Origin of the sequence: Methylorubrum subtropicum (assembly GCF_038442325.1) — a bacterium.
GTDB lineage: Bacteria > Pseudomonadota > Alphaproteobacteria > Rhizobiales > Beijerinckiaceae > Methylobacterium > Methylobacterium subtropicum.
Window position 1 is genome coordinate 1 of the sequence record NZ_JBBXMW010000035.1, and the last position, 25602, is coordinate 25602.

The following is a 25602-nucleotide window of genomic DNA, read 5'->3' on the forward strand; positions in this document are numbered from 1 at the left end:
AGCGTCAGACCCTCATCGATCGCCGCTTGCGCCATCACGCGCAGGCCGCCTAACCTCTCAACCCAGATGGACCAGAGCCTCCGTTCCTGAGCAGCCCAAACCGTCTCAAATCATCTGACGACGGACATAAGCGGCCAGTCCTTTGCGTTTTTCACCATTTCTATAAGGAAAGTATCTGTAATTATTAATTCGATATTGCTCAGGCCGAGGTAGAGATCTAGCCCTCCATTTCTGATACTATTTCTATCGACAACAATTCGTTGCAGGCAAATGTTCATAGTATTTTCCTATATTGCGACTATGCGTTGCTGCGGTACTCCCGGCGCAGCAGGGTCACGAAATCCTCGACGAGGTCGGCGGCGTCGTGGGTGAGGGCCGACCGCGTCCGGAGGGCCGGCGTCAGCCTGACAGGGCCAGGCTCATCCCGACCCATACCGTAGCTTATGATGCCGCGGTTGCGCCCAGCCTCCGCCCGGGTCCGCCAAGCTAGCATCTGCGCGTCACCGATGGACGCGACCGGCACGACGTGGGTGATCTTCTGCGTTGGATCGACCTTGTCGAGGACGGAAACGGCGAACCGCAGCGCCTGACGCAGCATGTCCGCGATGTCTTCCTCGATCACGCCGCCCATCATGTCGTCAGCCCGCGGGATCGGAAGCGCGAAGAGCAGGTCGGCCTGAGGGGTCAGGGTGAAGGAAGTCTCCCGCTCCTGGCGGATCACGAGCGATCCGTCCTCGACCGCTTCCTTGACGCCCTTGGTCCGGTCGAGGATGCGCAGCGGGCCGAACATGGCAGCCTGCGACAGCTCCTCGTGAAGGGCTCGGTCCTCGATACGGCTGGGACGGAGGATCGCCTGTGTTGGCCCGCAGGCGAAGGCGACGTTCAGGTTGCGGCTCATCGACGAGTAGCCGCGCCGTTCCTGGGGCAGCATCGCGAGTGCCCGCTCGACGAGACTGCCCTCGTCCACCGGTCCCGCGGCACGGGAGAGCATGACCTCGTGGATCGCGCGCCCGATCTTGGCCTGCAGTTCCTCGGGCGTCGTGAAGCCCCCACGGAAGAGACCGCCGACCCATTCCTGGGCCTCGGTCACGAACGCAGCCTCGTCGGGGTCCCGGTCGACGCCCTCCTGGACGAACGCGATCACGGGACGGGACTGACGCGCCTCCCTGTATTCCTCGTGGGTCGCCGACAGACCGGACGCCTGCTTGGCCCCGTAGTCCTTGCCCAGGATCAGCACGACGATGCCGGCCTGCCTGATGCCTTCGAGGCAGGCCACCTGCGGCGAGGTCGGCTGGGCGCCGAAGTCCTCGGCCATGATGACTTCGTGACCGAGGCCGACGACGGCGGCCCGCGCCGCCGCCCGGATGGGACCCATGCCCCCGATCAAGGAACTGATGAAGACCTTCACGGATGCCCCTTGCAACGCTTCGGAGGATCGCCTCCGGCTGGGTGGGCCGTCGCTTCGGTAAAGGGGTGCCCGGCACGTTGCCGACCAGGGGTCGCGCAGGCCCACCGCACGCCGGCAAGCCAACGTGTCTCGAACCAAGATGTTCCTAATCCGTTCCCAGCACGCGTCCGGATGGCACTGCCTCCAGCGGTGACACCGGCGGGGTGGATGCCGTCCTCGACTTACGCGTCGCCCGTGCGCGCTCTTGAGAAGCCGCCTTGCGTCGCTCCTCGCGTAGAACTTCGATGGTCGGCTGCCACCAGCCTCGCGCGACCTCGGGTTCACGCGGCGCCTCTTTAGCGGGCCAAGTCCGGACGAGTTCGTCGTGGGTCGGCCTCCGGCTGCTGGCCCAGATCAACGTCCCGGCACCGGCCGACACATTCGGGTAGAAGCGGGCCGCGACCGATGGATCGACGACCTCGCCGGAGACTGCCTCCAATACCAGGCACCCCGCATGGGTCATCAGAACCTGCCCAAGCGGCGGCAGCGCGTCCTCGGGCACCGGGTACCGCTTGCGGCGACGTTCGGCGGCCTCGGCCAACCTGTCCGCGTGTTCAGGAGATTCCCTACGGCTCGCTTCGCGTTTTCGCCTTTCCTCCGGTTCGGCCCGGCGGGCTGCCTCCTCGATATCCGGCCAACGATGGCGCAATTCTTCCAACGACCGGAACGGGACGTGCCAAGCCTTCGATGACGGGTCCCAGCGAGCCCAAGGCACCTTCCGCAACTCGGAGACGACATCCCGGGAATAGGGCGTGCGCACCACCAGATCATCGCTAGCCTCCAGGTAGGGGCTGGTGACCGGCTCGAACGCGAATGCGTCGCGGCCGCGCTCGTCGGCGTAGGCGAGAACGCCCGACCATTCGCGGCCCGACCAGGCGTTCAGGCGCCGCTCCGCAGAGGTGCCCGGGACGAACCATGCACCCAGGTCGTCACGCCACCGCGCGCGCGGGAAGGCCGCGCGGAACCTCTCCACTGTCATCCGGTCATACGGGAAAGCCGCAATCGCTCCGGGCCTGCCATCGGTGGCTTCCCGCTGGGTCGCGCTGAACTGCTCCGTCGCCCCGGTCATCGTTCGACCTATGGTGTCCCTCGGCAAGGCCCCAGCGAGTTGGCGATTGGGTTCAAACTTCGCGCGCGGACACAGGTTTCGCGTTGAAGCGTTCATTCCTGTGCCATCCGGCATGCCCGAAGCGTACGCGCGGCATCGGGCGTTCCTCCTTGAGAGGCTGGCTGTTGTCGGAATGGCCTTGCTGGATGCGGCATCATCTGCGTTGCATGCCGTAAGCCGCTGGTTCAGCCGTCCATGGCGAACTGGTTGCTCAACGGACCGGTGGGAAAGCTCTGCGATGGCGGTCGGCTGAAGCGACTACCAACGTCGCCAGTCCGACCGCGACGGCATCCTCCACAAGGCCACGGGCGCGTCCGGAAGTCGTTTGTGAGTCCGGCCCCCGTGCAGAGCGGCCAAGCATCGTACCCGCAACCGCACCGGCCACCCCTATCAAAGCTCCCACCTCGGGTGACGCATGGCGGCCGGCCAACGCCCACCCACCGACCGCACCGATTGCCAGGCGGAAAGCGAAGGAAGGCGGGATGCGACGGTCGGGAGCGAACGGCATCTTGTCACCCGCCATTTCGGCCAGTGCCGCCGCGGTAGCGAGGGTGCGGGCGCCGGTGCCGTCCGGGATCAGTTCGCCGCGGGTGCGCCCTTCCGAGGCGGCCCAGGTCAGCGCGGCGCATGCCGTCATGCTGCGCATGCCCGTCGTGAAGCCGATGCCGAACGAGGTTGCGTATGCCTGCATCGTGCCTGCCCTTTCGCGTGGAACGTGCCCCTCAGGTGCAAGGGCGCGCTACTGCCCGGCGTTCCGTCCGAGGCAAAGGGAAGGGCGAAAGGATGGCTCCATGACCGTGCTCAGGTCACCGCGGACGACCCTGCATGCGTGGAAGGCCTGAACTCCGAAGGTGCCACAGGTCGCCATGATGCCGACATCCGCCAGCGACAACCGAGGTCCACCGGTACGGTAATGGCTGCAGGGGTTCGTTACCGCGCCGATCATCGCGGGACGTTGGGACAAGGGATGATGTTGCTCTCTTGTTCTAGGGCACGAGAATGGACGGGAATGAGAGGGAATCTGGGGTGACGAGACGGGGGTGTTCGGGTATCGCTTCCCTAGGCGTTTTCGCTCTGTAGGGCCTGTAGCTCAATGGTTAGAGCCGACCGCTCATAACGGTCTGGTTGCAGGTTCGAGTCCTGCCGGGCCCACCACGCTTCTTCTAAGTGCCGCTGGCACAACAAGCTTTTCAGATATAACGAGTTTCTAGGCGCATCTGTGACACGGGACTGTGACACATGGCGGATGGAAACGTGGCGCACCAACCGAACCTGACAGAGCGAAATGGCACGTTCTATCTTCGGATGCGCGTACCGCTCGACGTGGTCGAAGCGGTAGGCCGGACTCACATCGTCGTCAGCCTCAAAACGAAGGAACGACGGGTCGCCCTGGCGCGGTTTCGGCTTGAGCAAGCCCGCTGCGAACGTGAGTTCGAGGCAGCCCGACAGCAGTTGACTGAAACGGCTACTCTTCGGCGCTCGCTTGCGTCCGGCCGCCTTGAAAAACTGGCTCCTAGAGAGATCGAGGGACTTGCCCTTCGATGGTTCGAGCACGCCGTGCAACGTGTTGCACGCACCTCGCGGGAAACCGTCGAAACCCGACTTATCGACTGGGACGCTGTCCTCTGCGAGCTGAAGGCGGAGGGCGACGTTCTCTCCAGCCCTGACCCGGAGGATTACGAACCGGCAGTCCACCGAACGGTCGATCAGCTCCTCCTAGCTGCCGGCGCTCCGCCGGAGCCAGCTCGGGGAAGGATCGAGAAGCGTGTCAGACGGCCCCAGATCGACCAATCGATGGCTCAGTATCGGCAGCTTGCCATCCTCGTTCGCCGCGGGCTGGTCGCGCTGAACCGGGATCGAGTAGCGGAGATCACTGGCGAGGCGGACACGCGCAACTCTGGCTTTGAGCGATTGCCCCAAGCCCTTGGTGTTCGGGCTACCCAGCGAACCCTTGATGAGCTGGTCAAAGCTTTTGTCGCTGATCCTAGCCGGGGTAGTCGCACCGGAAAAACCGATGCGGACTACGGTATGGTCTTCCTTGCCCTACGCGAGGTGATCGGAGGCGAAACCGAAGTCCGCCGCATCACCCGAGAGCATGCTCGGCGGATGCGTGACTTGTTCAGAGCGCTTCCCCCCAATGCGACGAAGCGTTTCCCGGGAAAGACCCTCGCGGAGGCGGCGGAGATCGCTGCGGAAAAGGGCCTGCCGCCGCTTAACACTCAGACGATCAACTCGCACCTTACCAAGATTGCCACCCTATTCAATTGGGCCGTCCGCGAGGAGTGGATCGATAAGAACCCATCGACTGGATTAGCGATTGAAGAAACGTCAAAAACAGTGCGCGAACCTTTCAGTCCTGCGCAGCTTCATTCAATCTTCTCTGCTCCGCTATATACCGGATGCCAAAATGATGAGGCGGGCTATGCCAAAGTCGGCACTCTTCGCCCCCGCCGCGCGAGATTTTGGGTTCCTTTGATCTCGCTTTTGCACGGGATGCGCCTGAACGAGATATGCCAAATGCGGACTACGGATGTAGTTGAGAGGGATGGCTTTCCAGTAGTGCTGGTTCGAGCAGGCGAGGCAGGCCAGCGCGTGAAAAGCAAATCTGGGACGCGGATCGTTCCTCTTCATCCGGAGATTATTGCCTGTGGTTTTCTCAATTTCGTCGCGGATGCCCGACATCGCGGGGATGAGCGCCTTTTCCCAGAACTTAGCCGGGATGCCCGTGGATACTTCTCGGACGCGTTTCAAAAGTGGTTCTCTAGGTTCCTCGACAGCAGAGACATATCCGAGCGCGGCGTCAGCTTTCATTCCTTCCGGCACGGCTGGGCAGATCGGCTCCGCGAGGCAGGGGTTCCAGAAGATCGACGCCGCGCATTGGGCGGATGGGCCGATACCGGCGTCGATGCAGGTTATGGCCGAGGCTTTCCCACCAAGATGCTTTCCGACGACATCTCGAAAATTGCCTACCCCGGCCTATCCCTCTCGTTCTTGCATGCACAATCCTTTGTCAATACATAGGGAGCATAGCCCTGCTTATTGACTAACTGCCCTATGCATGCACCCCCTTTGATAAAGGTATTTGGGGGATGCGGCCATGCCGACCAATCGAGAAATCGTCTTCAATGTCCGGATGCGCAACCTTGCTCGCGAGGCGATGCGCCAGCTTAACGCGGACTTGGCCGCCCAGGGCACCACGTTGAAACAAGTTGCACGGCAGCTCCAAGACGTTCAGGTGCAGACGGCGCGCATGGGTCAGGCCGCCGGGCAGGCGGACCGGTCCGTCTCGCGGCTGGCCGTATCGGCGAAGGGGCTGGGGCAGGCGGCCAACGACGTGGCAGCCTTCGCCAAGGCCATCGGCACGGCGGCGGGCAGCTCCACCGGCTTCAAGGCGATTGAGAAGGCCGTGGACGGCCTGGACCGGGCTTTCCGCACCTCCGGCGGCCTCGGGGTCTACCGCGCCCGCCTGATGAGCCTCCAGAGTGTCTTGGCGGCCCTTCCGGGTCAGTTCGCAGTTGCCGCGGCGGCTGCGGCCGGTTTGTCGGGTGTGGCTCCGCCTCGCGCGCCCCGTGGCAACGGCTCGGCCGGCGCTCCCCCGGCAAGCAATGGCCCGCCCGTAGGCGGTAGCGGATCGGCTCAGGACGACTTCAACCGCCGCCTCGCCGATACGAAATCGCGCCTCGACACGATGCAGAACCAGCTCCGCACGGTCGCGGCGCTGACCGTCTCCGCCTTCGGAGCCCGTCAGGTGCTCGCCATGGCGGACGCCTACACGCAGATCATCGGCCAGCTCAAGCTCGTCACCACCGGCACGGCCAACCTCCGGCAGGCCTACGAAGCGCTCTACGCCTCCGCACAGAACAACCACACCTCCCTCGACACGTCCGTCCAGCTCTACGCGCGCTTCAACAAGGCGACGAACACGCTCGGTGTGTCCCAGCGCGAAGTGCTGGAGGTGACGGACGCGGTCGGCAAGTCCATCGCGATCTTCGGCGGCAACGCCCAGTCGGCCGACGCGGCCCTCTATCAGTTCTCCCAGGGCCTCGCCTCCGGCGTGCTGCGCGGCGAAGAACTCAACTCGGTCATGGAGCAGGCGCCCCGCCTCGCCCAGACCATCGCCGACGGCCTCAAGAACGACGCCGGCACCATTGGCATCCCGATTGGCGCGCTCCGCTCCTACGCCGAGCAGGGCAAGCTCACGACCGAAGCCGTTTTCCAGGCGCTCCAGAACCAGCGGCCGAAGTTGGAGGCTGAGGCGAAGGGGATGGGCCTGACGGTCGGCAAGGCCTTCACCAATGCCAAGAACGCCTTCACCGATTTCATCGGCAAGGCGGATGAGGCCTCCGGCGCCTCCAGGCGCGTCGCACAGGCGATCATCGACGGCCTGAAGGCCCTCCAGACCCCGGAAGCAATCTCGGCCGCCCAGACGGCTCTCACCGGATTTGCGACCGCGGCATCGGCCGCGATCAAGGCGGTGGCGTTCCTCGCCAACAACGTCCAGCTCGCCGTGACCGCCTTCGTGGCGCTCAAGCTGCTCCCCCTGGCCGGCATCTTCGCCGCTGCCGGCTCTTCCGCTGTGACCGCTGCCGGCTCCCTCGCGGTCTACAGCGTGGCGACCCGCGGCGTTGTCGTCGGGGCGACCGCGGCCAACGTGGCCGTCAACGGCCTCAGCGCGGCCCTTCGCGTGTTCGGCGGCCCCATCGGGTTCGCGATCACCGCTGCGGCTACGGCCCTCGCCTTTTGGGCGACCTCGACCAAGGACAGCGTCGTCCACGGCACCGAGCTTGCCGGCGTGACGGACCGGCTCAAGTCGAACTACGACGAAGCCGCCAATGCGGTGAAGAACCTGACCGAGGCCGAGCGCGCCCGCGACAAGCTCAAGGTCCAGGGTGTCGCGAAAGGCTTTGCCGACGAAATCGCGGCTCAGGCCAAGTCCCTGAATAGCGCCATTGGGGCCGGCGCCTTCGAAGCGACCGACGGCTCTCGCCTCGCCGCGCGGTTCATGCCGTTCCGGGAGGAAGTCGAGGCCTTCCGCAAGACCGTGCGCGACGGCAAAGCCGACTTCGACGGGCTCCAGAAGGCGGTTGCGACCAAGGCCGAGAAGAGTCCGACCCTCGCCGATGCGGCTCGCGAGCTGAACGAGGCGGCGGAGGCCGGCAGGAAGGCTCAGGACGGCTTCGAGAAGGCCGCCGCTACGCTGAAGGTGCTGGAGGGCACGGCGACCCAGGCTCAGGCTGCCGTAGCCGGCGTGACCGACACGCTTGCCAAGCCCATGCCCATCGACGGCAACACGGCCTTCACCGGCTACGTCGAGAACCTGAAGCAGCTCGCCGCCAACGTGCCCCAGCTCAAGGCCGCGGCGGATGCTACCGACGCTGTCGGCAAGGCCTCGACCCAGCTTGGCATGGCCCAGCGGAACCTAAAGGCCGCGTTCGATGCCGGCGTCATCTCGCAAGGCGAGTTCGAGGACCGGCAGGCCGAGCTGGAGCGCACGATGCAGCGCGCCCGCGACGCGATCAACGGCTTGACCCAGGCGCAGCGCGATCTCCGCGACGCCGAGCGCGATCTCGGCCTTGACGGGCTGGTAGACCGTGACCGGGCCGTCGAGAGCATCAATATCAAATACGACCGGCAGCTCCGCTCGCTGAAGGAACAGGTGCAGGCTCAGAAGGACAACGCGCAGGCAGTCGAAGGCCTGCACGCGGCCATGCGGAAGAACGAAGCCCTCCGCCAACAGGACATCGGCAACCTCGACGTCAAGTTCCAGAACAACGAGCTGCGCGACCGCATCTTGAGTCTTCAGGGCGAGGCGCGTCTACTTGACCTGTCGGGTGGAGCACGCGAGCGCGCGTCCCGCCTACTCGACATCGAGAACGCCGCGCGCCGGGCTGGTGTGTCGAACGTCCAGGGCATGGTGGACGCCTATGGCAAGGAATACGACGCGCTGAAGCGGGCAGAGCAGGCCCGACAGACCGTCGGCACCGGCTTCAAGCGGGCCGTGGACGGCTACATCGAGAGCACTGCGCGCGTCGCCGACGAGAGCGAGCGCATGTTCGGCTCGATGTTCAACAACCTGTCCGACGGCTTCGTGGACACGGTGCGGACCGGGAAGGACGGCTTCCGCTCGATGCTCGACAGCATCTCGTCGGACCTGATGCGCTTCGCCTCGCGTCAGCTCTTCCGCACGCTCCTGTCGTCCGTCTTCGGCGATGGGCAGGGCGGCACGGGCGCGGGCACGTCGTTCGGGGCTCAGGTGTTGTCGGCACTCGGCATGGGTGCCAGCAAGGCCGTGGGCGGAGGCGTGGCGGCCAGCGCAGCTTCCACCGGGATAGGTGCCGGTCTCGGCAACGCGGCGAACGCGGCGGCCAGCGGCGTGGTGCAGCTCTCGTCCGCGGCGACCGACGCGGCGTCGAGCTTCGGCGACATCCCGTCCAAGCTCACGACCATGCTGAAGGGCTTGGGGGCGACCGACGCGGGCGTGGCCGGCTTCCTCGGCAACGTCCAGCGGGAGAGCGGTTTCCGGCCGGGGGCCGTCAATGAGACGAGCGGCGCCTACGGCCTGATCCAAGCTCTTGGCCCTCGCAAGGCCGAGCTGTTCCGGCAGTATGGCTCCAGCCCGTCGGCCGACCAGCAAATCGACTTCATCCGCGGCGAACTCCTGACCACGGAGAAGGCGTCGCTCAACATGCTGCGCTCGTCTTCGACCCTCGCGGACGGGGTGAAGGCCGGCATCCGCTTCGAGCGGCCGGAGGGTTACGTCGATGCCCTGCGGGCCGGCGACCTGTCCCAGGTTCCCGACTTCGGCACCCGCATGGGCTTCGCCAACAAGTTCGGCAGCGTGGGCCAGCCCGGAGCCGGCACCGGCACCCTGAGCCTGGAGGGCGTCACCCTCAGCGAAGAAAGCCTGGGCAAGCTCAACGACCAGATCGACCAGATGCAGGCGTCGATGCAGAGCGTGGACACGTCGTTCTCGCAGATGGGCGGTGCCCTGGAGAAGTCGAAGCTCGGCATCGTCAGCGGCGCCGACGGCATCTCCACCACCCTGTCGAACGGCGGAAATCAGGTCGGGCAGGCCTTGGAACAGGTGTCGGCCAACGTCTCGAAGTCGGGCAACAGCCTGTTCGAGGCGCTGTCGGCTCTCGCCAGCAAGGCCAGCGGTTCCGTCACCATGGGCGCCAACGGCCTCATCGACATCGGCAAGGGCTTTGCCGGCGACGGCTTCGACCTGAACGTCGGGGATATGGCCGACTGGCTCCACACGGGCGGCATCATCGGACAGGCGGCCCGTGTCCAGCGGACGGCCTCCCCTGGCCTCTGGGACGGCGCGCCGAAGTTCCACACGGGCGGGATCGTCGGCGGGCTCAAGAGCCGGGAACGCGCAATCATCGCCAAGGATGAAGAGGCGATCTTCCCGACGGTGCGGATGTCGGACGGCAACTTCGGCATCCGTGCAACGGGTTTCACGGGCGGCGAGGGCGGCGGGGGCAACATCACCATCGGCGATATCAACGTCCGGGTGGAAGGCTCTTCCGGCAATCCCCAGCAGGACGACGCCTACGCCAAGATGATGGGGCGCGAGATGCGTGCCGCGGTCCGGGCGGAGGTGGCCGACGTGATGACCCAGCAGGCACGCTCCGGCGGCATGTTCCGCAAGATGATGAAGGGGTAGGTCCGGTAATTTCGAGTTGATCCACTGGCCTATACCCCTCTCACAATCCTTCGTCAAATATTCGCTAAAACATTTCTGAGGGATGCCCACAGAAATAGCTTGCAGGGGTGGCCTGGGTAGAGCCATAAGGGGGCACTACTCATCGACGGAGAGTAGTGCCCTCCTGCGGGGCTCGGTGGAACGCGCCGGGCCCCGCATCAAAACTTGGAAATCTACAATGGCGAAGTCCCGCATCGTGCGGCTGCACGCGCCTGCGCCGTTGCTCGAAAAAATCGACGCGGTCGCGGCCCGTCAAACCTCTGAAAAGCTTGGCGCCCGTGTCACGCGGGCCGCTGTAATCCGCGCGGCGTGCATCGCGTACGTCGAGAACCATTCCCTCCCCCGTGCAACACGTTGCACGCCGATCCCGGAATAAGGCCATGACCAAGGACACCGACATTGCGCTGACCGCGCACACCTCCAGGCAGAAGGGCGCGGAGCCCGGCACTCGTGGGCCCCATCTGAACCTGTTCTCCGGTGGCACCGTCGCGAAGAAGGCAGCTCCAGTCGAGCTGACGACCACCGAGCGGGCCGCCAAGTTCGCGGAGGTGCGGAAAATCAAGGAAGACGCCACCCGCGTCCTCACCGACATTGTCTCCCACCACGAGCGAACCGGTGAGCCGCTTCGCGTGGACGCCTACGACATCGCCAAAATGGCGGGTGTGAGCTTCGAGAGGGCCGTCGTGATCCGGTCGGAACTAATGAAGGCGAACGCGGTGCGCGTCTTCGCCGGCCAGTGGGGCAACGAAGGCCTGCTCCCCGGCGATGCCTGGGACTTCCAGCACGGCCGACGCCAGTGAACTCGGCCTGCCTCCACGTAGTCGAGCGCCAGTTCGCAGGGCGTCCGGTGCTCGACATTGTGGCGGCTGCCCGTGCTCTCGCACGCGGCCACGCCTCTCACGCCATTGCCCTTCGCGCGCAGTCACCGCGCGGTGAGTTAGCGTTGCGGGCCATGCAACGGCGGATCGCTCGCGTAGAGTACCTATCCGACTTTTGGTCGGCCGTCGGTCTCTACTTTGGCGTCCTTGACTTGATCGAAGAACACGATGGGACGTTTCCGGCTGCCCTGGCACACAGCCTGGGACGCTTCGCCGAGCGCCAGACCCAGAACATCTGTGACCCTCCGCGCCTCTCTAATCCGAACTTCGATCCGGCGTACCTCCTACCGCCCCCCGAGCACCTCCCGACGACGCTACCCAGTTCGCTTGTCGAGGCCTTCTGGGCACGCCTCACGGCTCCAAAACGCGATTCTGATTGGAACAAACAATGAACACGTCGTCATCCCTACCGGCCATCGCTACCTTGCAGTCCGAGAAGGCATCTCGCGGAGGCGTGGTGCTCCGGGAGCTTCTGGCCGGCGCCACCCTCACCGATGCCGCAGGCTATGCCGGCCTCTCCCCGGACCTCGCCGCGCACTGCGCCTACGAAGCCGCCTCTGCGGCTGTGTCCGACCTCCGCCGCTTCTGTGACCCGGAGGCAGATAGCCCCCAGCCGATGCCCCGACGCGTCCGCCCGGCAACGTGGCCGGCGAGCTTGTCCGCAGACCAAGCCTGAGCACCCAGGAGTCTCCCATGCCCCGCACACGTCCGACGCGCCCACTCCCCCGATCTCGCCGCGGCGCAGGCTCGACTGTCTCCCCGGCAGCTCTGAACGCGATGACGCCCCCCAGCGCCATGCGCTCGTTAGGCGAGAGCCTGTCCGCCATCACCGGAGCGGTGCTGCTCGACCTCGTCATGTCGCAGGGCAAGTCCCTCGCGGAGGCCGCGGAACTGACCGGCATTCCCGCCAGCCGTCTCCGGGCCGATGGGCTGACCTTCGCCACGAGCTTCATCGCCAAGCTCGACCCGGCTCTCGGCGCGGTCCTGTCCGCCAGCCCCGAAGAGAGCGTGGCCCTGGAGGCCGCCGTACTGGCGCAGATCGAAGCCAACGGCCCGGATGCTCCCTTCATCCTTCCCACCAAGCAGTGAGACCTACCATGTTCGGCCTACCCACCTCCGACCCCTTCGCGCCTTCCCCTGACGACGGACTCTTGGCCGATCTCGGCATCGCCGCCGCCTCCGGCCTCCTGCGGGACGGCCTGACGATGGAAGAGATCACGAAGCGCAGCGGCATGGACCCCGCTGTTCATACGACCCTGGTGGCGATGTTCGTCCAACGCCTCTTGGTCGCCGTCACTCCGGCCCTGGCCGCCGTGAAGGGCTTAACCCCCAAGGCGGAAGCCGAACTCGACCGCTCTGTCATGTCCGCTGCCGCCGCGCCTCCGCTCGGCGCGGCGTGAGCGTATCGATATCAATCGAAACCGAAACCGAAACGACGGGTGGGGGCTATGGGACGGACATGCTCGATATGCGCCCACCCGCGACGTGCTGAGATCGATGCGGCTCTCCAGGGTGGAGCATTTTTAGACGACGTGCTTGACGCGTTCGGCCTCCCGTCGCGGTCGGCCCTTCAGCGGCATAGGGCGGGGCACCTTGGTCGATCCGTGACCTTCAACCTTCCCGCCGCCTCGGCGCCACCTCCGGACGCAGCTCCAGAGCAGCCGGACGGCGATATCGACACCGCGGCTGCTCTGGACCGTCTGTTCGCCCGCGCCACCGGAAGCACTCGCGCTCTTCAAGATTACGCTGCCCTGGTGACGGACGGCCTCGCCCATGTTTACGCCGCTGCCGTCACGTCCGGCGACCTGCCTGTTGCGGTGCGCGCGCTCCGGGAGATGCGTGGACTTCTCCAGTTCCACGCCTTGGTAGACCCTGAACGCCTGAAGCAGCATCCCGGTTGGCGGGAGGCCGAGACGCCGCGCGATCCCATCTTCGCCCTTGAACGGTTGCTCGTGGCTCAGCTCGCTGGCGACGTCGCCGAGATCGATGCTGCACGGGTCGATCTCGACACGGCTCGGCCGGGGATGGGCACCGCCCTCGCTGATGCCGGCGCGCCGTGCTCGTTCCAATGAACCTTGCCCTAGTGGAACGTTCCACCCACGCGCCTGTGCAGTTCCACGAAAATGGTTTTGATTTTTGGAACGAGTCATGGTTCTATGTCTTAAACTCTATTGGAACGACTGGGCCGGAACGACCCCATGCTCATCGGTTACGCCCGCACCTCGACCCTGGAACAGGAAGCCGGCTTCGAGGCGCAGCTTCGCGAGCTGGCGGCACACGGATGCGAAAAGCTGTTCCGGGAACAGGTCTCGTCAGTCGCCCCGCGGAAGCAGCTTGAGGCGGCCCTGGAGTTTGCCCGCGAAGGTGATGCACTCGTGGTCACGAAGCTGGACCGGCTCGCCCGCAGCGTCGTCCATCTCGGCAGGATCATTGAGACACTGGAGGCCAAAGGCGTGGCGCTCCGCATCCTGAGCCTCGGCGTGGACACCGCGACCCCCACCGGCAAGCTGATGCTGAACGTGCTCGGCGGCGTGGCTCAGTTCGAGCGGGAGATGATGCTGGAGCGGCAGCGCGAGGGCATCGCTAAGGCGAAGGCAGAGGGGGCGTACCGGGGCCGGAAGCCGACGGCCCGCGCCAAAACGGCCGAAGTCCACGCCCTCGCTGCCGAAGGGCTTTCGATGGGTGCCATCGCGACCCGCCTCAAGATCGGCAAAGGATCGGTACATCGCGCGCTGACATCCGCTACCCTTGACGCATCAAGTTGCAACGTTGCGGCTGCCAGTCCCACCGTGTGCGGCTAGGTGCAGGCGAGGCACGGGTTAGACCGCAAACGATACAAATGGCTTCCACGCGTGACGCGCACGCTTGAGCGAGGCCGAAGCTACGCATACACCTAGCGATTGGTTGATCCGCCCTGAGTGACAAACATGGCCATACGGCAAGCCTTCTTCGCGTATGCGGGTTTTCCGCCAGACCTTGCTGAAACTATTGGGGCTGCGGCCAAACTTTTAGAAGGTAATTCCGACATATCTGTCACGATATGGCCACAAATGGACATTTGGGGGGCAAATATACCCGACGAGGTGCGCGCTCAAATTGAGCAGGCAGACGCCTTGATTTGCGATGTTACCAAGCCAAATCTAAATGTATACTACGAAGCCGGATATGCAATCGGTCTTGGTAAATCAATTGCTCCCGTTATCAACGCGTCTTTTGCAGGAGCTACCGCTGACATACAGCGGGATGGATTTTTCGACACAATAGGTTACAAGACATATGAAAACTCTCAACAATTAGCCGACATATTGAAAAGCACAACTGAAGTTAAGCTCCTTGATCTATATGCACGCCCTATCAATTCAAGGCAGCCAATATTTGTTTTGGACACATACAGGAAAACGGACTTTCGAAATTCAATAGTATCTGCTGTCAAAAACAACAAAGTTTTCTATAGAAGCTTTGATCCTGTTGAAACTCCGCGATTTGTAAGCGTTTCCATAATTGGAGATGTCACAGCTTCGGCTGGTGTGATTATTCCCGTTCTACTACCCCATGTTGACGACGCAGTACGCCATAATTTGAGAGCAGCGTTTTTGGCTGGCCTAGTCCATGGATTGGGCAGGGAAAGCGTCCTACTGAGGGCTGAAGGTCAGACTGAGCCGGCCCCAACCGACTACCGGAACTTCATACAAACCGTTAGAAGTGAGAACCAAATTGACGATCAAGTGAAAGATTTCGCAGCTCGTGCTATGTTGGGCCTTCAGGGCTCAAGCGCGAAGCGGACAAAAAAGGATCGGACTGGGCTACAGAAACTTTCACTTGGTGCTTCCGCGGCAGAAAACGAATTTCGAACCCTGGATAACTACTTTGTCGAGACATCAGAATACCTTCGAACCCTTCGCGGCGAAGTAAGCGTCGTTGCCGGGAGAAAAGGTTCAGGGAAAACTGCAATTTTCTTTATGGTTCGCAATGCATTTCGTGAAGATAGGTCATGTATTGTAGTAGATTTGAAGCCTGAGTCACACCAACTGTCACAATTTCGCGAAGAACTTTTGAAAGTAGTCGACGCTGGCGGCTTCGATCATACTTTGGCATCATTTTGGTATTTCGTCATCATTTCTGAAGTTTTGCTTGCTATAAAAGGGGGCTATGATCTCAAAGCAAAATACGACGGGAAGGCTCTGTCAGCATCACGTTCTATTGCTGGTGTATTGGAGAGCTTTGAGGTTTTGGAAAGTGGAGATTTTACCTCGCGAATAAATAAGTTGGGGACACTTCTATTGCAGGAGATTGCACGTATAAAGGCTCGTAAAGAACAAATTTCACCACAAAAGTTGACTAACATTGTGTTTAATGAAGGTATACAGAAATTCCGTAGCTTGATTGCTGAGCACACGACCAATAGGAGCAACATCATCTTTTTGTTTGATAACATTGACAAGGGATGGCCAGCGAATGGAGTCCACTCATTTGATATAAGATTGGTCCGCCTTCTGAAAGAAAGCCTTGATAAGGTTGGTCGTGATTTTCACAATGCAGACAGAGAATTTATGTCAGTCGTTTTTTTAAGAAATGATATTTATGAATTGCTTGTCGAAGCTACGCCAGATAGGCAAAAGGCTGGACAGGTCCGAATTGATTGGACCGATCGATTAAAATTGAGACAAGTAATATTCCAAAGAATACAAACGACACCCAATGACAAAAGCCTTTCATTCGCCGAGTTGTGGAGTAAATATTTTGTCCCTGAAATAGATAATCTGAGTTCGTTCGACTACCTTGTGGATCACTGCTTAATGCGTCCAAGGTTTCTGATTAATCTAATCGATTATGCGATTGCTAACGCAATAAATCGCGGTCACAATCAAGTCCTTGCCGAAGATTTATCTGACGCTGTGCGCCAGCATGCAAATTATTTGATTGATGATTTTGGATACGAAATTCGCGACGTTTCTGGTCTGTCTGAGGATATATTATATGCCTTGATTGGAGCTACACAGTACCTAACCAGAGGCGAGATTATTGAAAGACTCAGAAAATTTAGCAAAACAGATGACGACGCAAAAAATGCCTTTCGTTTACTGTTGTGGTATGGGATAATTGGACTTGCTGATGATGCAGGTCGCGAATATTTCATCTATGACTATGACTACAACATAAAAAGACTTGAAGCACAAATAAATAGCGCAAATGGAGAAGCGCTTTTTGTTACCAACGCCGCTGTGCATGTCGCATTGAGGTCAAACTGAAAGGGCCGCAACAAGCGGCCCGTTTGTACTCGCGAAACTCGGGAAACCGCTGAGCAGTTACATAACAGCCTCGCTCTAAGTAGGCGTGAGTCGCCAAGCTGTCGCGATTGGCGGTGCCCGTGCTTAGCATCGGCTTGCAGGCTTGCAAAGTGGAAAAGCTAACTCTGAAGGATAGGCGCGGGTTCCCACCGGCTCACCGCCATAGCGGTCTATTGGGGATACAACCGCTGCCGCCTAGCTTCGGACAGGAACCTGTGTCGGCCTTCATCGCCTTCTGCACGCTAGCGCCATCGCTCGCCACTCGGGAGCTGTCGGACGAGCAAGAGCACATGTCTCACCAGCTTCAATCAAGCTAGTTCCGAGTGCAACAAGTTTCACACGTTGCGTTTTGTGAACCCAGATGTGTTGGCGAAGGATTGTGCAAGTAGTATGGATTGCGAAAAACTTATTAGCATGTCATAAGCCCCCATAGAGGGCATTTGCCCGATTTGGGGCACCTTATGTCACGGCTAAATCCACTTTCCGACCGTCAAGCAGAGTCGCGACCCATCAGAGGCCTGCCTGCCCGGAGCAAGATAGAGATGGAGCCGGCACATGGGATGCCGAACGAAGGCGTTCGCCTTCACGAGTTCACACTACCCGAAAAGCAGCAGGCCTTTGTTACCCTTATGACCGTTTGGGCGCCGCATATGTCGGCGTCTGAAGTCGTCTTTATTGGGTGGCTACTGGCGAACACGGTCAGCCGGGGCAAGCGCTCCGGGGCCTACTCGCTACCCCAGCTCATCAATGGCGTTCCGAACCACCGTGACGGAGGTATGTGGACGGCAGGCACCGGCCTGTCCGAACCGACCGTCCGCCGGACCATCGCGAGCTGCACCGCCAAAGGACTTATCCACACCTGTCGCGATCCCCGCGGCACGCGCTTTACCGTCGTGCTGACGTGGAACCCCGCCACCGGCCAAGCTGAAGAGAGCAACGTCGTGACCCTGAACCTCCCGCGTTCGAGGCGGAACGCCTCTGCCCAGCCGGCCGCGGATATGCAGGCGGACGTTCCCGAAGAATGGGACGCTCCGGGGGGTGATCAAAATGATCAGGAGGGGGTGATCAATTTGATCACCGGGGCCTGTCAAAATGATCACTCATCTATAGGGAAACCTACAAACCAAGATACCATTCAAGGGGAAGATTGTGACGCGGTCGCTTCGCGCCCGGTCGTCCTCCCGGAAGTTCGCATCCGAAAGAGGCCTACGGCCCCCGGTACGAGCCTCAACCTACCCCGTTCCGGTTTCGGAAAGGTTGATGCCTCCCCCCGTTGCGCGGCCCCCCCTCCGGCGGAGCCTGCCCGGTTCGAGCCGCGGACCAACCTCGCCGACGCGATCAAGGCAGCTGGGGAAGCCCGCAAGGCCCGGCTCGCTGAGGCCCGCAAGCGGATCGACGTCCGGGCCTACGCGACCACGTGGCTCGGCGCCTGGGGCGACACGTACCTCGGCACGCCCTGCCCCGGCTGGTCGGAGAAGGTCGGCGGGATGCTGAAAAAGTCTCTGAAGGCCTACTGGCTCAAGGGTCACGAGCATAGGGTCCACGACTTCCTAGAATGGTCCGTCCGCAACTGGGACGTGATCCTGGCGGCCAAGCTGTCGTGGATGCGCCAGAGCCCGCCGCCGGCCCTACCCTGCATCGAGTTCGTGGCCCGGTTTCTGCGCAATTTTCAGGAGGCCTGGGGCGAACAGGAAGAGCTGAAGTTCCGCGGCACCGAGCCGGGGCAGAAGCAGGCGGCCTTCGCCCTTGCCAAGCGTGAGGGCATCACCATCGACGTGGCGCTTGCCCGCGTCATCGCCCGCGACGCCTCCGAGAAGACGATGCGGGAAGTCAACGAGGTGGCCGCCCGCGCCAACCGGGACAAGCGGATCGCCAAGCTGGCGGCCGACCGCGTAGCCGGTGCAACACGTTTCACGCGGGAGAACCCGCACCCGCGCGCCCACGAGAACGTCTACGAGCGCATCCCGGTCCCGACCGTGACGCCGGAGATGTCCGTCCTCCAGCCCATCGCTTTCGATCCGGAGCTTCTGAAGTGAGTGCCGATCCCGCCCCCTCCGCCGACAACGAGCCCGGCTTCGGCACCGTCCCGGCCGTCGTCTTCAACATGGGTGCGCTGTGATGTCCGAGACCGTAGAAGACAACCGCTCCGCGGTCTCATGCAATGTGGGGCGATACCCGGCTGCCAGCACGGCGCAGATCGGAACGGGCGTGAGTAGTTGCACAACCGTTTCGCTCCGAGCCTCGCGAGCCACGTAACCGCCGTGCGAACATCTGTAGATACCATCAGTCCAGACCAGCCACGCTTCATCTGAACGTTGCTTGGGGCTGACGAAAGCCCCCGATGGGACATCGGACAGGCTGACTGCGGTGCGAACCTGTTGCTGATCCTGTGTTACGCGTGCGGCATGAAGCACCTCATCGATAGCGGGCGCCAAAGGTGGACGATCCAATCCATACGCACGCTGCCACGCTTGCTTGAATGCGTTGAAGGCACCTCGACGGCACTGAGCGCAAGGGCGATGTCCTGCTGCCAAGGCGACAGCCTCATCTAGGAAAAACAGCTCAGTGTAATAGCCCGGCTTCATGATGGGGCGGGGCGGCCCATAGCTTGTAAGGGTGCAAATTACCCAACTTTTGCCGTTCCAACGGGTAGCGCCGAGCACGCCGTTCGCGTCGTGAAGGCAGCCGCGGTTGCCCATGAAATCGCCTCTGGCAGCATCGGCTTCAAAAGCGCCGAATGGCGTCACCCGATTTTGGCGGGGCACAAGTCAATCCCTTTGAAGCTGAGCAAGTACGACAGACGATAGAAGCTGCTTAGCCCATTAGACGGGCATGCGTGTCAACTCGATTGCCCCAGGCATTACAGGACGCGTCACACGCTTTACCCCGTCCTCCGGTCCCAAAGTGAGTGATCCTGCGTCGTAACCGACGCAGACCATAGCCGGCGCCTCGTTGACGAAAGCGGTGCCGCAATAGACCTGCCCGGCAGGCGAAACACGATCCGAGATAAGTGTGCTGCCCGCCATGAATGTATAGGTGTTGATAGAGTGATCCCGAAGTGACACCGTCGATTTGAATTTCAGAGCTTCATATCCTCCGGGAGGCTGCTGCTTGGGAGTGGGTGCAGAAACGCATCCTCCTGCCGCGAGGCAGAGGATAACCCAGGTCGCACGCATCAGCATCTCCAAGTTGCCCCAGTGGGTTCCCATGCAGCCGCGATATAGTCAAGCTTGCTCTCGTCTGCGTGGATAGGGCTGGTGGCGATGCTCGGCATCAAGTGCAGCTCGGCCGCCTACAAGGGATACAAACCAGTAAGAGGTGTAGCTTTCGCGCAAATGACTGTGCCGCCCACAAATCATCCTCGGAATACGCATTGTAGACACGCTGCTATAAATAAACTATGCTCGCCAGTGAAAATGGAGGCAGACTATGACCACTCGACTTTCAACCTTCTCTGCTCCGGCTGAGCTTCTGAGCGAAATCGACCGGGTCGTGGCTGAATACAACACGATTGCTGGCGTTTCCACCACACGATCGTCCTACATTCGGTCAGTGCTGGAGCAGCGCGTGCGGCAGGAACCCGAAATCCTTCGACGCATGCAAGCCGCCGCCGCGACGACGCATTCACTCCTGCATCCGTCCCGATTGAACGACGCCGCTTGAACTCGGCGCAGCGCCTGTCTTCCGGCAATGATCAGGGGTGACGAGCCGTGCAACACGTTTCACCGATTACCAGCTTCGAAGCCCTCGCCTCCGCAATCATCGCCCTCAACCGCACGCCCGTAGGGGTGGACGGCTTGGTGCTCCTGGCGGAGATCGACAGGCTCAACCGCAAGGGGGTCCACCCGGACTTGGAGCTGCTTCGTCGGATCGTGGGGGAGCCGAAAACGAAGCTCTGGCTGCGCCTTCACGACATCGAAGGCCAAGGACTCGTCAGAACCCGCCACTTGCGACGCACGCAACGCCTCGTCCTCGGGATCACCCCCGCAGGGCGCCAAGCCCTTGCCTCGGCGGCGCAAGAACTGACCCAAAAGGGTGGGAGAGATCAAATTGATCACCCTTCCAAACAAATTGACCAACCCACGGCATTTGCCGCACCCCCCCAGCAAAATGCTCCGGTGGACGCGGTGCGTCAGCGTCGCCGCCTGACTGCCGTGAGGTAAGCCCAAATGCTCGAAAACTCCCTTGGCCTCTCTGTCATCGTAGTAGGGTCAATATTAATAAGTGCAGCGGCTTTCTGCGCCGGGATCGTGGTGGGTCTCGCGACTTAGCGGCCGAGCCCAATGAGCTTGACCATGTGGTGAACTGCTTCCGACCCGATGCAATCATTTCCAAAAAATTCCCGGAACGACCGCCCTGCCTCGAAAGCTGCGGAGAAGCTATGACAACGAGATCAGCGATGATGATCGATTGGCTGTTCGCATAAAATCTCATTGCGTCCAATTATTCGTGATCCCGGCGTGCTTGCCACTGAGTATGTTCACGGGAGAAAGCATTTTCGGCGTCACTTACAAATACAGAAAACTGCTCCTCGCTAAAGTGAGTAATGGCTGTAGCCTTTAATAAGCTAATTTCATGTGCTGTCAGTGCATAAGAAGCTGCAAGTTCTTGATATCTTTTAGTCTGTGTCCAAGCAAGAAAACTACTAGCAAGCGTCAATAGTACATCAGTCGGCCAATAGCTATAATCAGGGAAAGCTGGACGCGCAACAGCGAACCCAATCAGAAGAATGTAAACAAGTATTATAACACTCAGCCAAACCCGAGACATTGTTTTATTATATGACGATTTCGATATATACCATTTGCGCTGATCTTCAACTCGGCTATCCATGTATAATTTTACACGTTCGACAAGGGAATTATTTCGAATTTCTCGCATTTTACTAGTTATTTCTTCGGCGTTAGAAACTGGCAATGTAGAGGAAGTTAGCTGATGATTGGTTGAAACCAAAACTTTTAAGTTACTTAAAAAATTTCGATCTGCATCAGCGTCCGGCACATTATAAGGCTCAGCTCGCGTCATGTATCTCCATGTTATAGTTTTTATTGACTCCGCAAGCGCACGTGTTCCATACCAACTCTGCTGAGGCTTCCCTATCGCTAAATATATAGTAATGCATAAACCGATTAGGAGGATAACAGTTTGAAAAATTGCGAAAATGGACGACGGGTAATTTATTGTAGACAGAATGGATGAAATAACTATGCAAGCGAAATTGCTAAGCAGCGCATATATCGACCAGTTTTGAGATTGCGCCGATTGAGCATTAGACGATTGATATAAGGCGGGATAATCAGCTTCATTCATAGCCTAAGCCCTTATATACGCTGTCATTGTAGTATAAATCTGAGTCATTTTTGTACTTTGAGAACCCATCGCAAAAATTATCGAGGGCATGCTTGATAATTCTGGACCCAAATGCGACATGGACGGTAGGAGTACCCTTGAGAATAGGTGGACAAAGATTATTATCCAACGACCTTTTGTTGTTTAAATTTACGGCAACAATTGGAATTTTTAATGACAAACAATTCTCAATTTCCCATCTGACAAATTTATAGTGAGACTTGGTTAGATCCCCTATGACAACAATGGCTTGCTTTGTATTGCTCAACCTCTCGCGCAGGATGCCTTTTATATAATCTTCGTTTGTGGCCGTCAGAATTTTTCTAAGGTCGTGAGCGTCATAAAAGTTGAAATCTATATTTTTGTTTTTTCTCCATCCAAGCATATAAGCATACGCCCACATGTCTTTGTCGCCATCAAAAATGACGTAGGTTTTATTTCTGTACCCCATGTTAGTAAGCTCCCAAGTGCGGCGCATCGAATTATTTACGATTCATACTCATTTGTGTCGATTTTATCTAGCTGTTCGGTGCGCATTTCTATAGAACGCTCTCTGCAATAATCGGTGAGGTTCTGAGAAATACGCCAAGCATCAGAGTAAAATTGCAAGAACAATTCTGCGAGCGGTTCAGAGTGAACCACTAAATATTTTACACTAGCAGTTGGATCGTCTGAGGATACGTGCGCAAACAGAACACGATTCCTATCTGCTATTATCAAGTCCATAATAGCTAATGTTGATATATCAAGACCTAATACTCTGCATTGAAAACTTGGAAATTTTTCCTTCATCATCAGGGAGTCTTGTAGGTATTCAATCCGTTTCTCCGCAGTCAATAGTTCGCGATAACTTTTTCCTTCTGCAAGGAATTTCCCGATTGATGCCCTGTAGGACTCTCGTTCTGCCTTTTCTTCAAGGCTCATGTCTTCAGATCGACGCCCCCAGGTTGTATCATGTATCGTGTTAGAGTTCTCGATCAGAATACGGCTTTCTATATATAACTGCTTTCTACTGAGTATTCTTTTGCATACACTGTTAGGAATAGCATTCAATATGTTCGTTTCTTTTATAAATTTCTGCTTTATCTGATCTATTAAATCTTGAGGCTTTGAAACGCGAAGACTTCCCTTGAATTGGGGGGGCAGGACGGAGTCATCCAAATCAGGGTCAACCATAAAGAGTGTCACGTTTTTTCCTGAACCCCAAAATGCTCCTACTTCCGCCAGACACCACTGAGACTCTATTGATCTACGTGTAGCGATAAACACACACATTTGGCATTCTGAAATTGCCCTTTGGAGCTGCTCGGAAAGCGAATCCCCCGCCGACATAACAGAAGTATTCCACCTATCGATTTTTTCTGCATCCAGAACTAGGCATAACGTCTGAAAGATAGCTTGATCTTTATCGCTATGACTGATGAATATCTTCACGGCGTTGCACCAGGCGCTATTTTTGCAGGCACGAAAAGTTCTGCAATGTGCATAAATTCGCGATACACGATTTCTGTCTGGTTTGCTAGCTAGTCGTACGAGTCGTCTTGTGCCTCCCTATGGTGTGCGACAGCTAGAGCGTGGTAGCCGCAATCGCGCTTGGTTTTTGGCGTTTGTGCAAAAATCAAGATTTATGAACGGCACAAAAGGTGCTGAGACTACAATAGGTTAGCCTGTGCAGAAATCTGGGGCGCGATGTCCGCACTGAGCTGTTAGCGGTCGCTCGGCGAGTGGTGCTCATGGGAAGAATCCCATCCTGAGCGACCCTTCACAGGGTCAAGCTGACAGGGGCTTGGCCCTGGTAGGCCTAACTGCCAATCGAGCGACGCCCGCAGCGGTGCCACGTAGAGCGAGAGCCGGGCTCGCCCTCGCGTCCGTAGCAGAGTCCCCGCGATCTCAGTTGCGCGCTGACGCGCTCTCGGCGCTCGCAGGCCCGGTCCGTTACAGCGTCGTCACCGGGCCCGCCGCGGCACGCCTCGTTCTCACTTCCCCAGGAGCAAAGCAGAGCATCGTTTGGCACCGCAGCCGGCGTCTGCGTCTGCGCATGGGCGCAAGACAGCGAGCCGCAAAGAAGGGCGAGGATTAGGGGCTTCAGACGCGTCAATGCCCAAACCGAGTAGGACGACCGGAGACCCCTATCCCGATGGCGGAGAACGGCGCCGAAGCCGTCCACTCGCCAAATGCACGATCCCGAACTTGGGCAGGTAGTCCTCAGCGGTGGGTCGATGGTGGTGGCGTGGGGCACGGTTCGGCGCCGATGGGCAACAGTCGGGCCGGACAAGATCAGTGCGCGAAGCGTGAGCGGAGGGCCTTCGCGTGCTGCCACGCAGCTTTGAGCGAAACGGACATCGCTAAGGCCCAGGTCGAGCCGTACTGAAGCTGATGGGCTTTCGCGGCAGCAGCAGCGGCAGCCATGATGCCGGCACGGTCGAAGGTGCCATCCGCCGTAACCAGAGAAGCGCGGCCGACACGGACGGCCATTTCGATGCGGGCGCGGGAGCCAAGGAAGCCGGGCGGGTTCGGCTGGCGGTCGTTGCGCATGTCGCGAAGGGCGGAGGACCAAGAGAGGGTGCGGCGAGCAGCCATAGCGACCTGATGCAACTTATTTCGTCTTAGATAACGATATTCGTTACATATGGCGCTGTCAAACGATTTTAGTTATGGTGAACCAAATGAAACATGGTGCCTACTCATGCTGACCGCCTCACAATGCCGGGCCGCTCGCGGATTGCTCGACTGGTCTCAGGCCGATCTGGCTCAAGCAGCCTCCGTCGGTCTCAGCACGGTCCGGAACTTCGAGACGGGCCGTTCAACGCCTATCGGAAACAACCTTGCCGCCATCGTGCGCGCCCTCGAAGCAGCAGGCGTGCATCTTGTGAGCGACGGTCAGGGCCTTGTCGGCGTGCAAATGCAAGAGAAGGGAACACTGGCCGCATGATGACGGATAGCCGGTGCAACACGTTTTACCGACACGCTCACGGCTTCACAGCGTGCCACGCAGATGCTACACAAAATCCAGTTGCAGTACCGCCAACGCATTGATTTACATCAAAGTTTTTTAGGCGGGTTCCCATCCTGCCGGGCCCACCATTTTTCGATGCATCATCGCCCGGTGCCGTCGGTGCGGGCGTCGCGTTCAGCCCGACCGACGGATCGAGCATCGTCCTGTTCGCGCGAAGATGTCAGGCGCCTTCGCTGATGGGGCTCGGCACGCCCATGAGGGCGGATTCGAGGGCTCGGACGAGCAGCGGCTGCCAGGAACTGGCCGTGGAGATGTAGTCGTGGAAGCCCAGCTTCAGGGCGTTCACCGCGCATTCCTCGTCGCCGACCGCCGTCAACATGATGAGCGGGCATGCGAAGCCCGCGTCGCGGCAGCGTCGGGCGATCGTGAACCCGCTGTCCCAGGGCAGGGACAGGTCCGTCACCAGCGCCGAGGGCTGGGGGCCCGTCAGGCGGGCCGCGAAGCCTTCGGCATTGCGGACGATGTCGAGGGCGACCTCGACGGCGATGCGCGTCGCCACCTCCGAGATGTGCGCGATCCAGACGGGATCGTCGTTCACGATAGTGATGGTCTGCGGCATCCCTGGAGCCTCGGCTCGAAAGGTGAGAACCGGCTTTGCTTTCTTGCGACGGACCGGTGCCCGCTTCGTCGGAACGCGCTCTAGGTTGTTGTGCCGCATCGGCTCTTTCCGAAAGCCGGTTCCCACCTTTCGGGCCGATGCTCTAGGTCGCGGACTCATAAAATCCGAAGCCAGATGCGGACGGCGGCGAGCTTGACGCTGGCAAGGAAGTTTTCCGGGTCCTTGTCGTATCGGGTCGCGACCGCACGG

21 protein-coding genes, 1 tRNA gene and 1 pseudogene are annotated in these 25602 nt (G+C 59.9%); 14 read left to right on the forward strand and 9 right to left on the reverse strand.

Going from position 1 to position 25602, the window contains the following annotated elements; all coding sequences use genetic code 11:
- Positions 1–298 precede the first annotated feature (298 nt).
- The 3 genes from AAHG03_RS26000 to AAHG03_RS26010 all read right to left on the reverse strand — a co-directional run bounded on the left by AAHG03_RS26000 (position 299) and on the right by AAHG03_RS26010 (position 3246).
- On the reverse strand, positions 299–1408 hold the full coding sequence (locus AAHG03_RS26000) for a DUF4062 domain-containing protein (protein WP_342154575.1): 1110 nt from the start codon (positions 1406–1408) through the stop codon (positions 299–301).
- 145 nt (positions 1409–1553) lie between these two features.
- Positions 1554–2516: a hypothetical protein gene (locus tag AAHG03_RS26005; protein ID WP_342154576.1), complete on the reverse strand. Its 963-nt coding sequence runs from the start codon at positions 2514–2516 to the stop codon at positions 1554–1556.
- Between the two features lie 250 nt (positions 2517–2766).
- Positions 2767–3246, reverse strand: coding sequence for a hypothetical protein (locus AAHG03_RS26010; protein ID WP_342154578.1), 480 nt, complete (start codon positions 3244–3246; stop codon positions 2767–2769).
- Between the two features lie 388 nt (positions 3247–3634).
- Between AAHG03_RS26010 and AAHG03_RS26015 the strand changes: the two genes are divergently transcribed.
- The 13 genes from AAHG03_RS26015 (at position 3635) to AAHG03_RS26075 (ending at position 20592) form a co-directional block, all read left to right on the forward strand.
- A tRNA-Ile gene (locus tag AAHG03_RS26015) sits at positions 3635–3710 on the forward strand.
- 84 nt (positions 3711–3794) lie between these two features.
- Positions 3795–5576, forward strand: coding sequence for a DUF6538 domain-containing protein (locus AAHG03_RS26020; RefSeq protein ID WP_342154580.1), 1782 nt, complete (start codon positions 3795–3797; stop codon positions 5574–5576).
- A gap of 76 nt (positions 5577–5652) precedes the next feature.
- Positions 5653–10224, forward strand: a complete 4572-nt coding sequence (locus AAHG03_RS26025; RefSeq protein WP_342154582.1) for a phage tail tip lysozyme — start codon at positions 5653–5655, stop codon at positions 10222–10224.
- 217 nt (positions 10225–10441) lie between these two features.
- Positions 10442–10639: a hypothetical protein gene (locus AAHG03_RS26030; RefSeq protein ID WP_342154583.1), complete on the forward strand. Its 198-nt coding sequence runs from the start codon at positions 10442–10444 to the stop codon at positions 10637–10639.
- 4 nt (positions 10640–10643) lie between these two features.
- Positions 10644–11063 (forward strand): hypothetical protein, encoded by a 420-nt coding sequence (locus AAHG03_RS26035; protein WP_342154584.1) that lies wholly within the window; start codon positions 10644–10646, stop codon positions 11061–11063.
- 855 nt (positions 11064–11918) lie between these two features.
- Positions 11919–12230 carry a hypothetical protein gene (locus tag AAHG03_RS26040; protein WP_342154586.1) on the forward strand — a complete coding sequence of 104 codons (312 nt, stop codon included), beginning with the start codon at positions 11919–11921 and terminating at the stop codon, positions 12228–12230.
- A gap of 8 nt (positions 12231–12238) precedes the next feature.
- A complete protein-coding gene (locus AAHG03_RS26045; protein ID WP_342154588.1) occupies positions 12239–12541 on the forward strand; it encodes a hypothetical protein in 303 nt (100 codons plus the stop codon).
- A 204-nt stretch (positions 12542–12745) separates the two neighbouring features.
- Positions 12746–13213, forward strand: coding sequence for a hypothetical protein (locus AAHG03_RS26050; protein ID WP_342154590.1), 468 nt, complete (start codon positions 12746–12748; stop codon positions 13211–13213).
- Positions 13214–13339: 126 nt separating this feature from the next.
- Positions 13340–13942, forward strand: coding sequence for a recombinase family protein (locus tag AAHG03_RS26055; protein ID WP_342154592.1), 603 nt, complete (start codon positions 13340–13342; stop codon positions 13940–13942).
- 126 nt (positions 13943–14068) lie between these two features.
- On the forward strand, positions 14069–16390 hold the full coding sequence (locus AAHG03_RS26060) for a P-loop ATPase, Sll1717 family (RefSeq protein ID WP_342154594.1): 2322 nt from the start codon (positions 14069–14071) through the stop codon (positions 16388–16390).
- A gap of 599 nt (positions 16391–16989) precedes the next feature.
- The gene (locus tag AAHG03_RS26065; protein ID WP_342154596.1) at positions 16990–18465 is read left to right on the forward strand and encodes a hypothetical protein; all 1476 of its coding nucleotides are present in this window, start codon (positions 16990–16992) and stop codon (positions 18463–18465) included.
- A gap of 1393 nt (positions 18466–19858) precedes the next feature.
- Positions 19859–20092: a hypothetical protein gene (locus AAHG03_RS26070; protein ID WP_342154598.1), complete on the forward strand. Its 234-nt coding sequence runs from the start codon at positions 19859–19861 to the stop codon at positions 20090–20092.
- Between the two features lie 47 nt (positions 20093–20139).
- A complete protein-coding gene (locus AAHG03_RS26075) occupies positions 20140–20592 on the forward strand; it encodes a hypothetical protein (RefSeq protein WP_342154600.1) in 453 nt (150 codons plus the stop codon).
- A 280-nt stretch (positions 20593–20872) separates the two neighbouring features.
- On the opposite strand, the gene AAHG03_RS26080 is transcribed toward AAHG03_RS26075, so the two are convergent.
- From AAHG03_RS26080 to AAHG03_RS26095, 4 genes are all read right to left on the reverse strand, one after another.
- Positions 20873–21739, reverse strand: coding sequence for a DUF4231 domain-containing protein (locus AAHG03_RS26080; RefSeq protein ID WP_342154602.1), 867 nt, complete (start codon positions 21737–21739; stop codon positions 20873–20875).
- A complete protein-coding gene (locus tag AAHG03_RS26085) occupies positions 21732–22256 on the reverse strand; it encodes a TIR domain-containing protein (RefSeq protein WP_342154604.1) in 525 nt (174 codons plus the stop codon). The genes AAHG03_RS26080 and AAHG03_RS26085 overlap by 8 nt, the downstream gene beginning before the upstream one ends.
- Before the next feature lie 8 nt (positions 22257–22264).
- Positions 22265–23212 (reverse strand): toll/interleukin-1 receptor domain-containing protein, encoded by a 948-nt coding sequence (locus AAHG03_RS26090; RefSeq protein ID WP_342154606.1) that lies wholly within the window; start codon positions 23210–23212, stop codon positions 22265–22267.
- 843 nt (positions 23213–24055) lie between these two features.
- Entirely contained in the window at positions 24056–24313 is a 258-nt protein-coding gene (locus AAHG03_RS26095; protein WP_342154608.1) for a hypothetical protein, read from the reverse strand.
- A gap of 94 nt (positions 24314–24407) precedes the next feature.
- On the opposite strand from AAHG03_RS26095, the gene AAHG03_RS26100 reads away from it, so the two are divergent.
- On the forward strand, positions 24408–24710 hold the full coding sequence (locus AAHG03_RS26100) for a helix-turn-helix domain-containing protein (RefSeq protein WP_342154610.1): 303 nt from the start codon (positions 24408–24410) through the stop codon (positions 24708–24710).
- 244 nt (positions 24711–24954) lie between these two features.
- On the opposite strand, the gene AAHG03_RS26105 is transcribed toward AAHG03_RS26100, so the two are convergent.
- Positions 24955–25452: a response regulator gene (locus tag AAHG03_RS26105; protein WP_342154612.1), complete on the reverse strand. Its 498-nt coding sequence runs from the start codon at positions 25450–25452 to the stop codon at positions 24955–24957.
- 56 nt (positions 25453–25508) lie between these two features.
- Positions 25509–25602 (reverse strand): annotated as a pseudogene (locus AAHG03_RS26110) (IS5/IS1182 family transposase); the annotation flags it as partial.

Excerpts from the sequence above, each read along its gene's own strand:
- AAHG03_RS26005 (WP_342154576.1), bottom strand. The coding sequence starts at position 2,516 with ATGACCGGGGCGACGGAGCAGTTCAGCGCGACCCAGCGGGAAGCCACC.
- AAHG03_RS26010 (WP_342154578.1), bottom strand. The coding sequence starts at position 3,246 with ATGCAGGCATACGCAACCTCGTTCGGCATCGGCTTCACGACGGGCATG.
- AAHG03_RS26020 (WP_342154580.1), top strand. The coding sequence starts at position 3,795 with ATGGCGGATGGAAACGTGGCGCACCAACCGAACCTGACAGAGCGAAAT.
- AAHG03_RS26025 (WP_342154582.1), top strand. The coding sequence starts at position 5,653 with ATGCCGACCAATCGAGAAATCGTCTTCAATGTCCGGATGCGCAACCTT.
- AAHG03_RS26030 (WP_342154583.1), top strand. The coding sequence starts at position 10,442 with ATGGCGAAGTCCCGCATCGTGCGGCTGCACGCGCCTGCGCCGTTGCTC.
- AAHG03_RS26035 (WP_342154584.1), top strand. The coding sequence starts at position 10,644 with ATGACCAAGGACACCGACATTGCGCTGACCGCGCACACCTCCAGGCAG.
- AAHG03_RS26040 (WP_342154586.1), top strand. The coding sequence starts at position 11,919 with ATGACGCCCCCCAGCGCCATGCGCTCGTTAGGCGAGAGCCTGTCCGCC.
- AAHG03_RS26045 (WP_342154588.1), top strand. The coding sequence starts at position 12,239 with ATGTTCGGCCTACCCACCTCCGACCCCTTCGCGCCTTCCCCTGACGAC.
- AAHG03_RS26055 (WP_342154592.1), top strand. The coding sequence starts at position 13,340 with ATGCTCATCGGTTACGCCCGCACCTCGACCCTGGAACAGGAAGCCGGC.
- AAHG03_RS26060 (WP_342154594.1), top strand. The coding sequence starts at position 14,069 with ATGGCCATACGGCAAGCCTTCTTCGCGTATGCGGGTTTTCCGCCAGAC.
- AAHG03_RS26065 (WP_342154596.1), top strand. The coding sequence starts at position 16,990 with ATGCCGAACGAAGGCGTTCGCCTTCACGAGTTCACACTACCCGAAAAG.
- AAHG03_RS26070 (WP_342154598.1), top strand. The coding sequence starts at position 19,859 with ATGACCACTCGACTTTCAACCTTCTCTGCTCCGGCTGAGCTTCTGAGC.
- AAHG03_RS26080 (WP_342154602.1), bottom strand. The coding sequence starts at position 21,739 with ATGAATGAAGCTGATTATCCCGCCTTATATCAATCGTCTAATGCTCAA.
- AAHG03_RS26085 (WP_342154604.1), bottom strand. The coding sequence starts at position 22,256 with ATGCGCCGCACTTGGGAGCTTACTAACATGGGGTACAGAAATAAAACC.
- AAHG03_RS26095 (WP_342154608.1), bottom strand. The coding sequence starts at position 24,313 with ATGCGCAACGACCGCCAGCCGAACCCGCCCGGCTTCCTTGGCTCCCGC.
- AAHG03_RS26100 (WP_342154610.1), top strand. The coding sequence starts at position 24,408 with ATGGCGCTGTCAAACGATTTTAGTTATGGTGAACCAAATGAAACATGG.
- AAHG03_RS26105 (WP_342154612.1), bottom strand. The coding sequence starts at position 25,452 with ATGCGGCACAACAACCTAGAGCGCGTTCCGACGAAGCGGGCACCGGTC.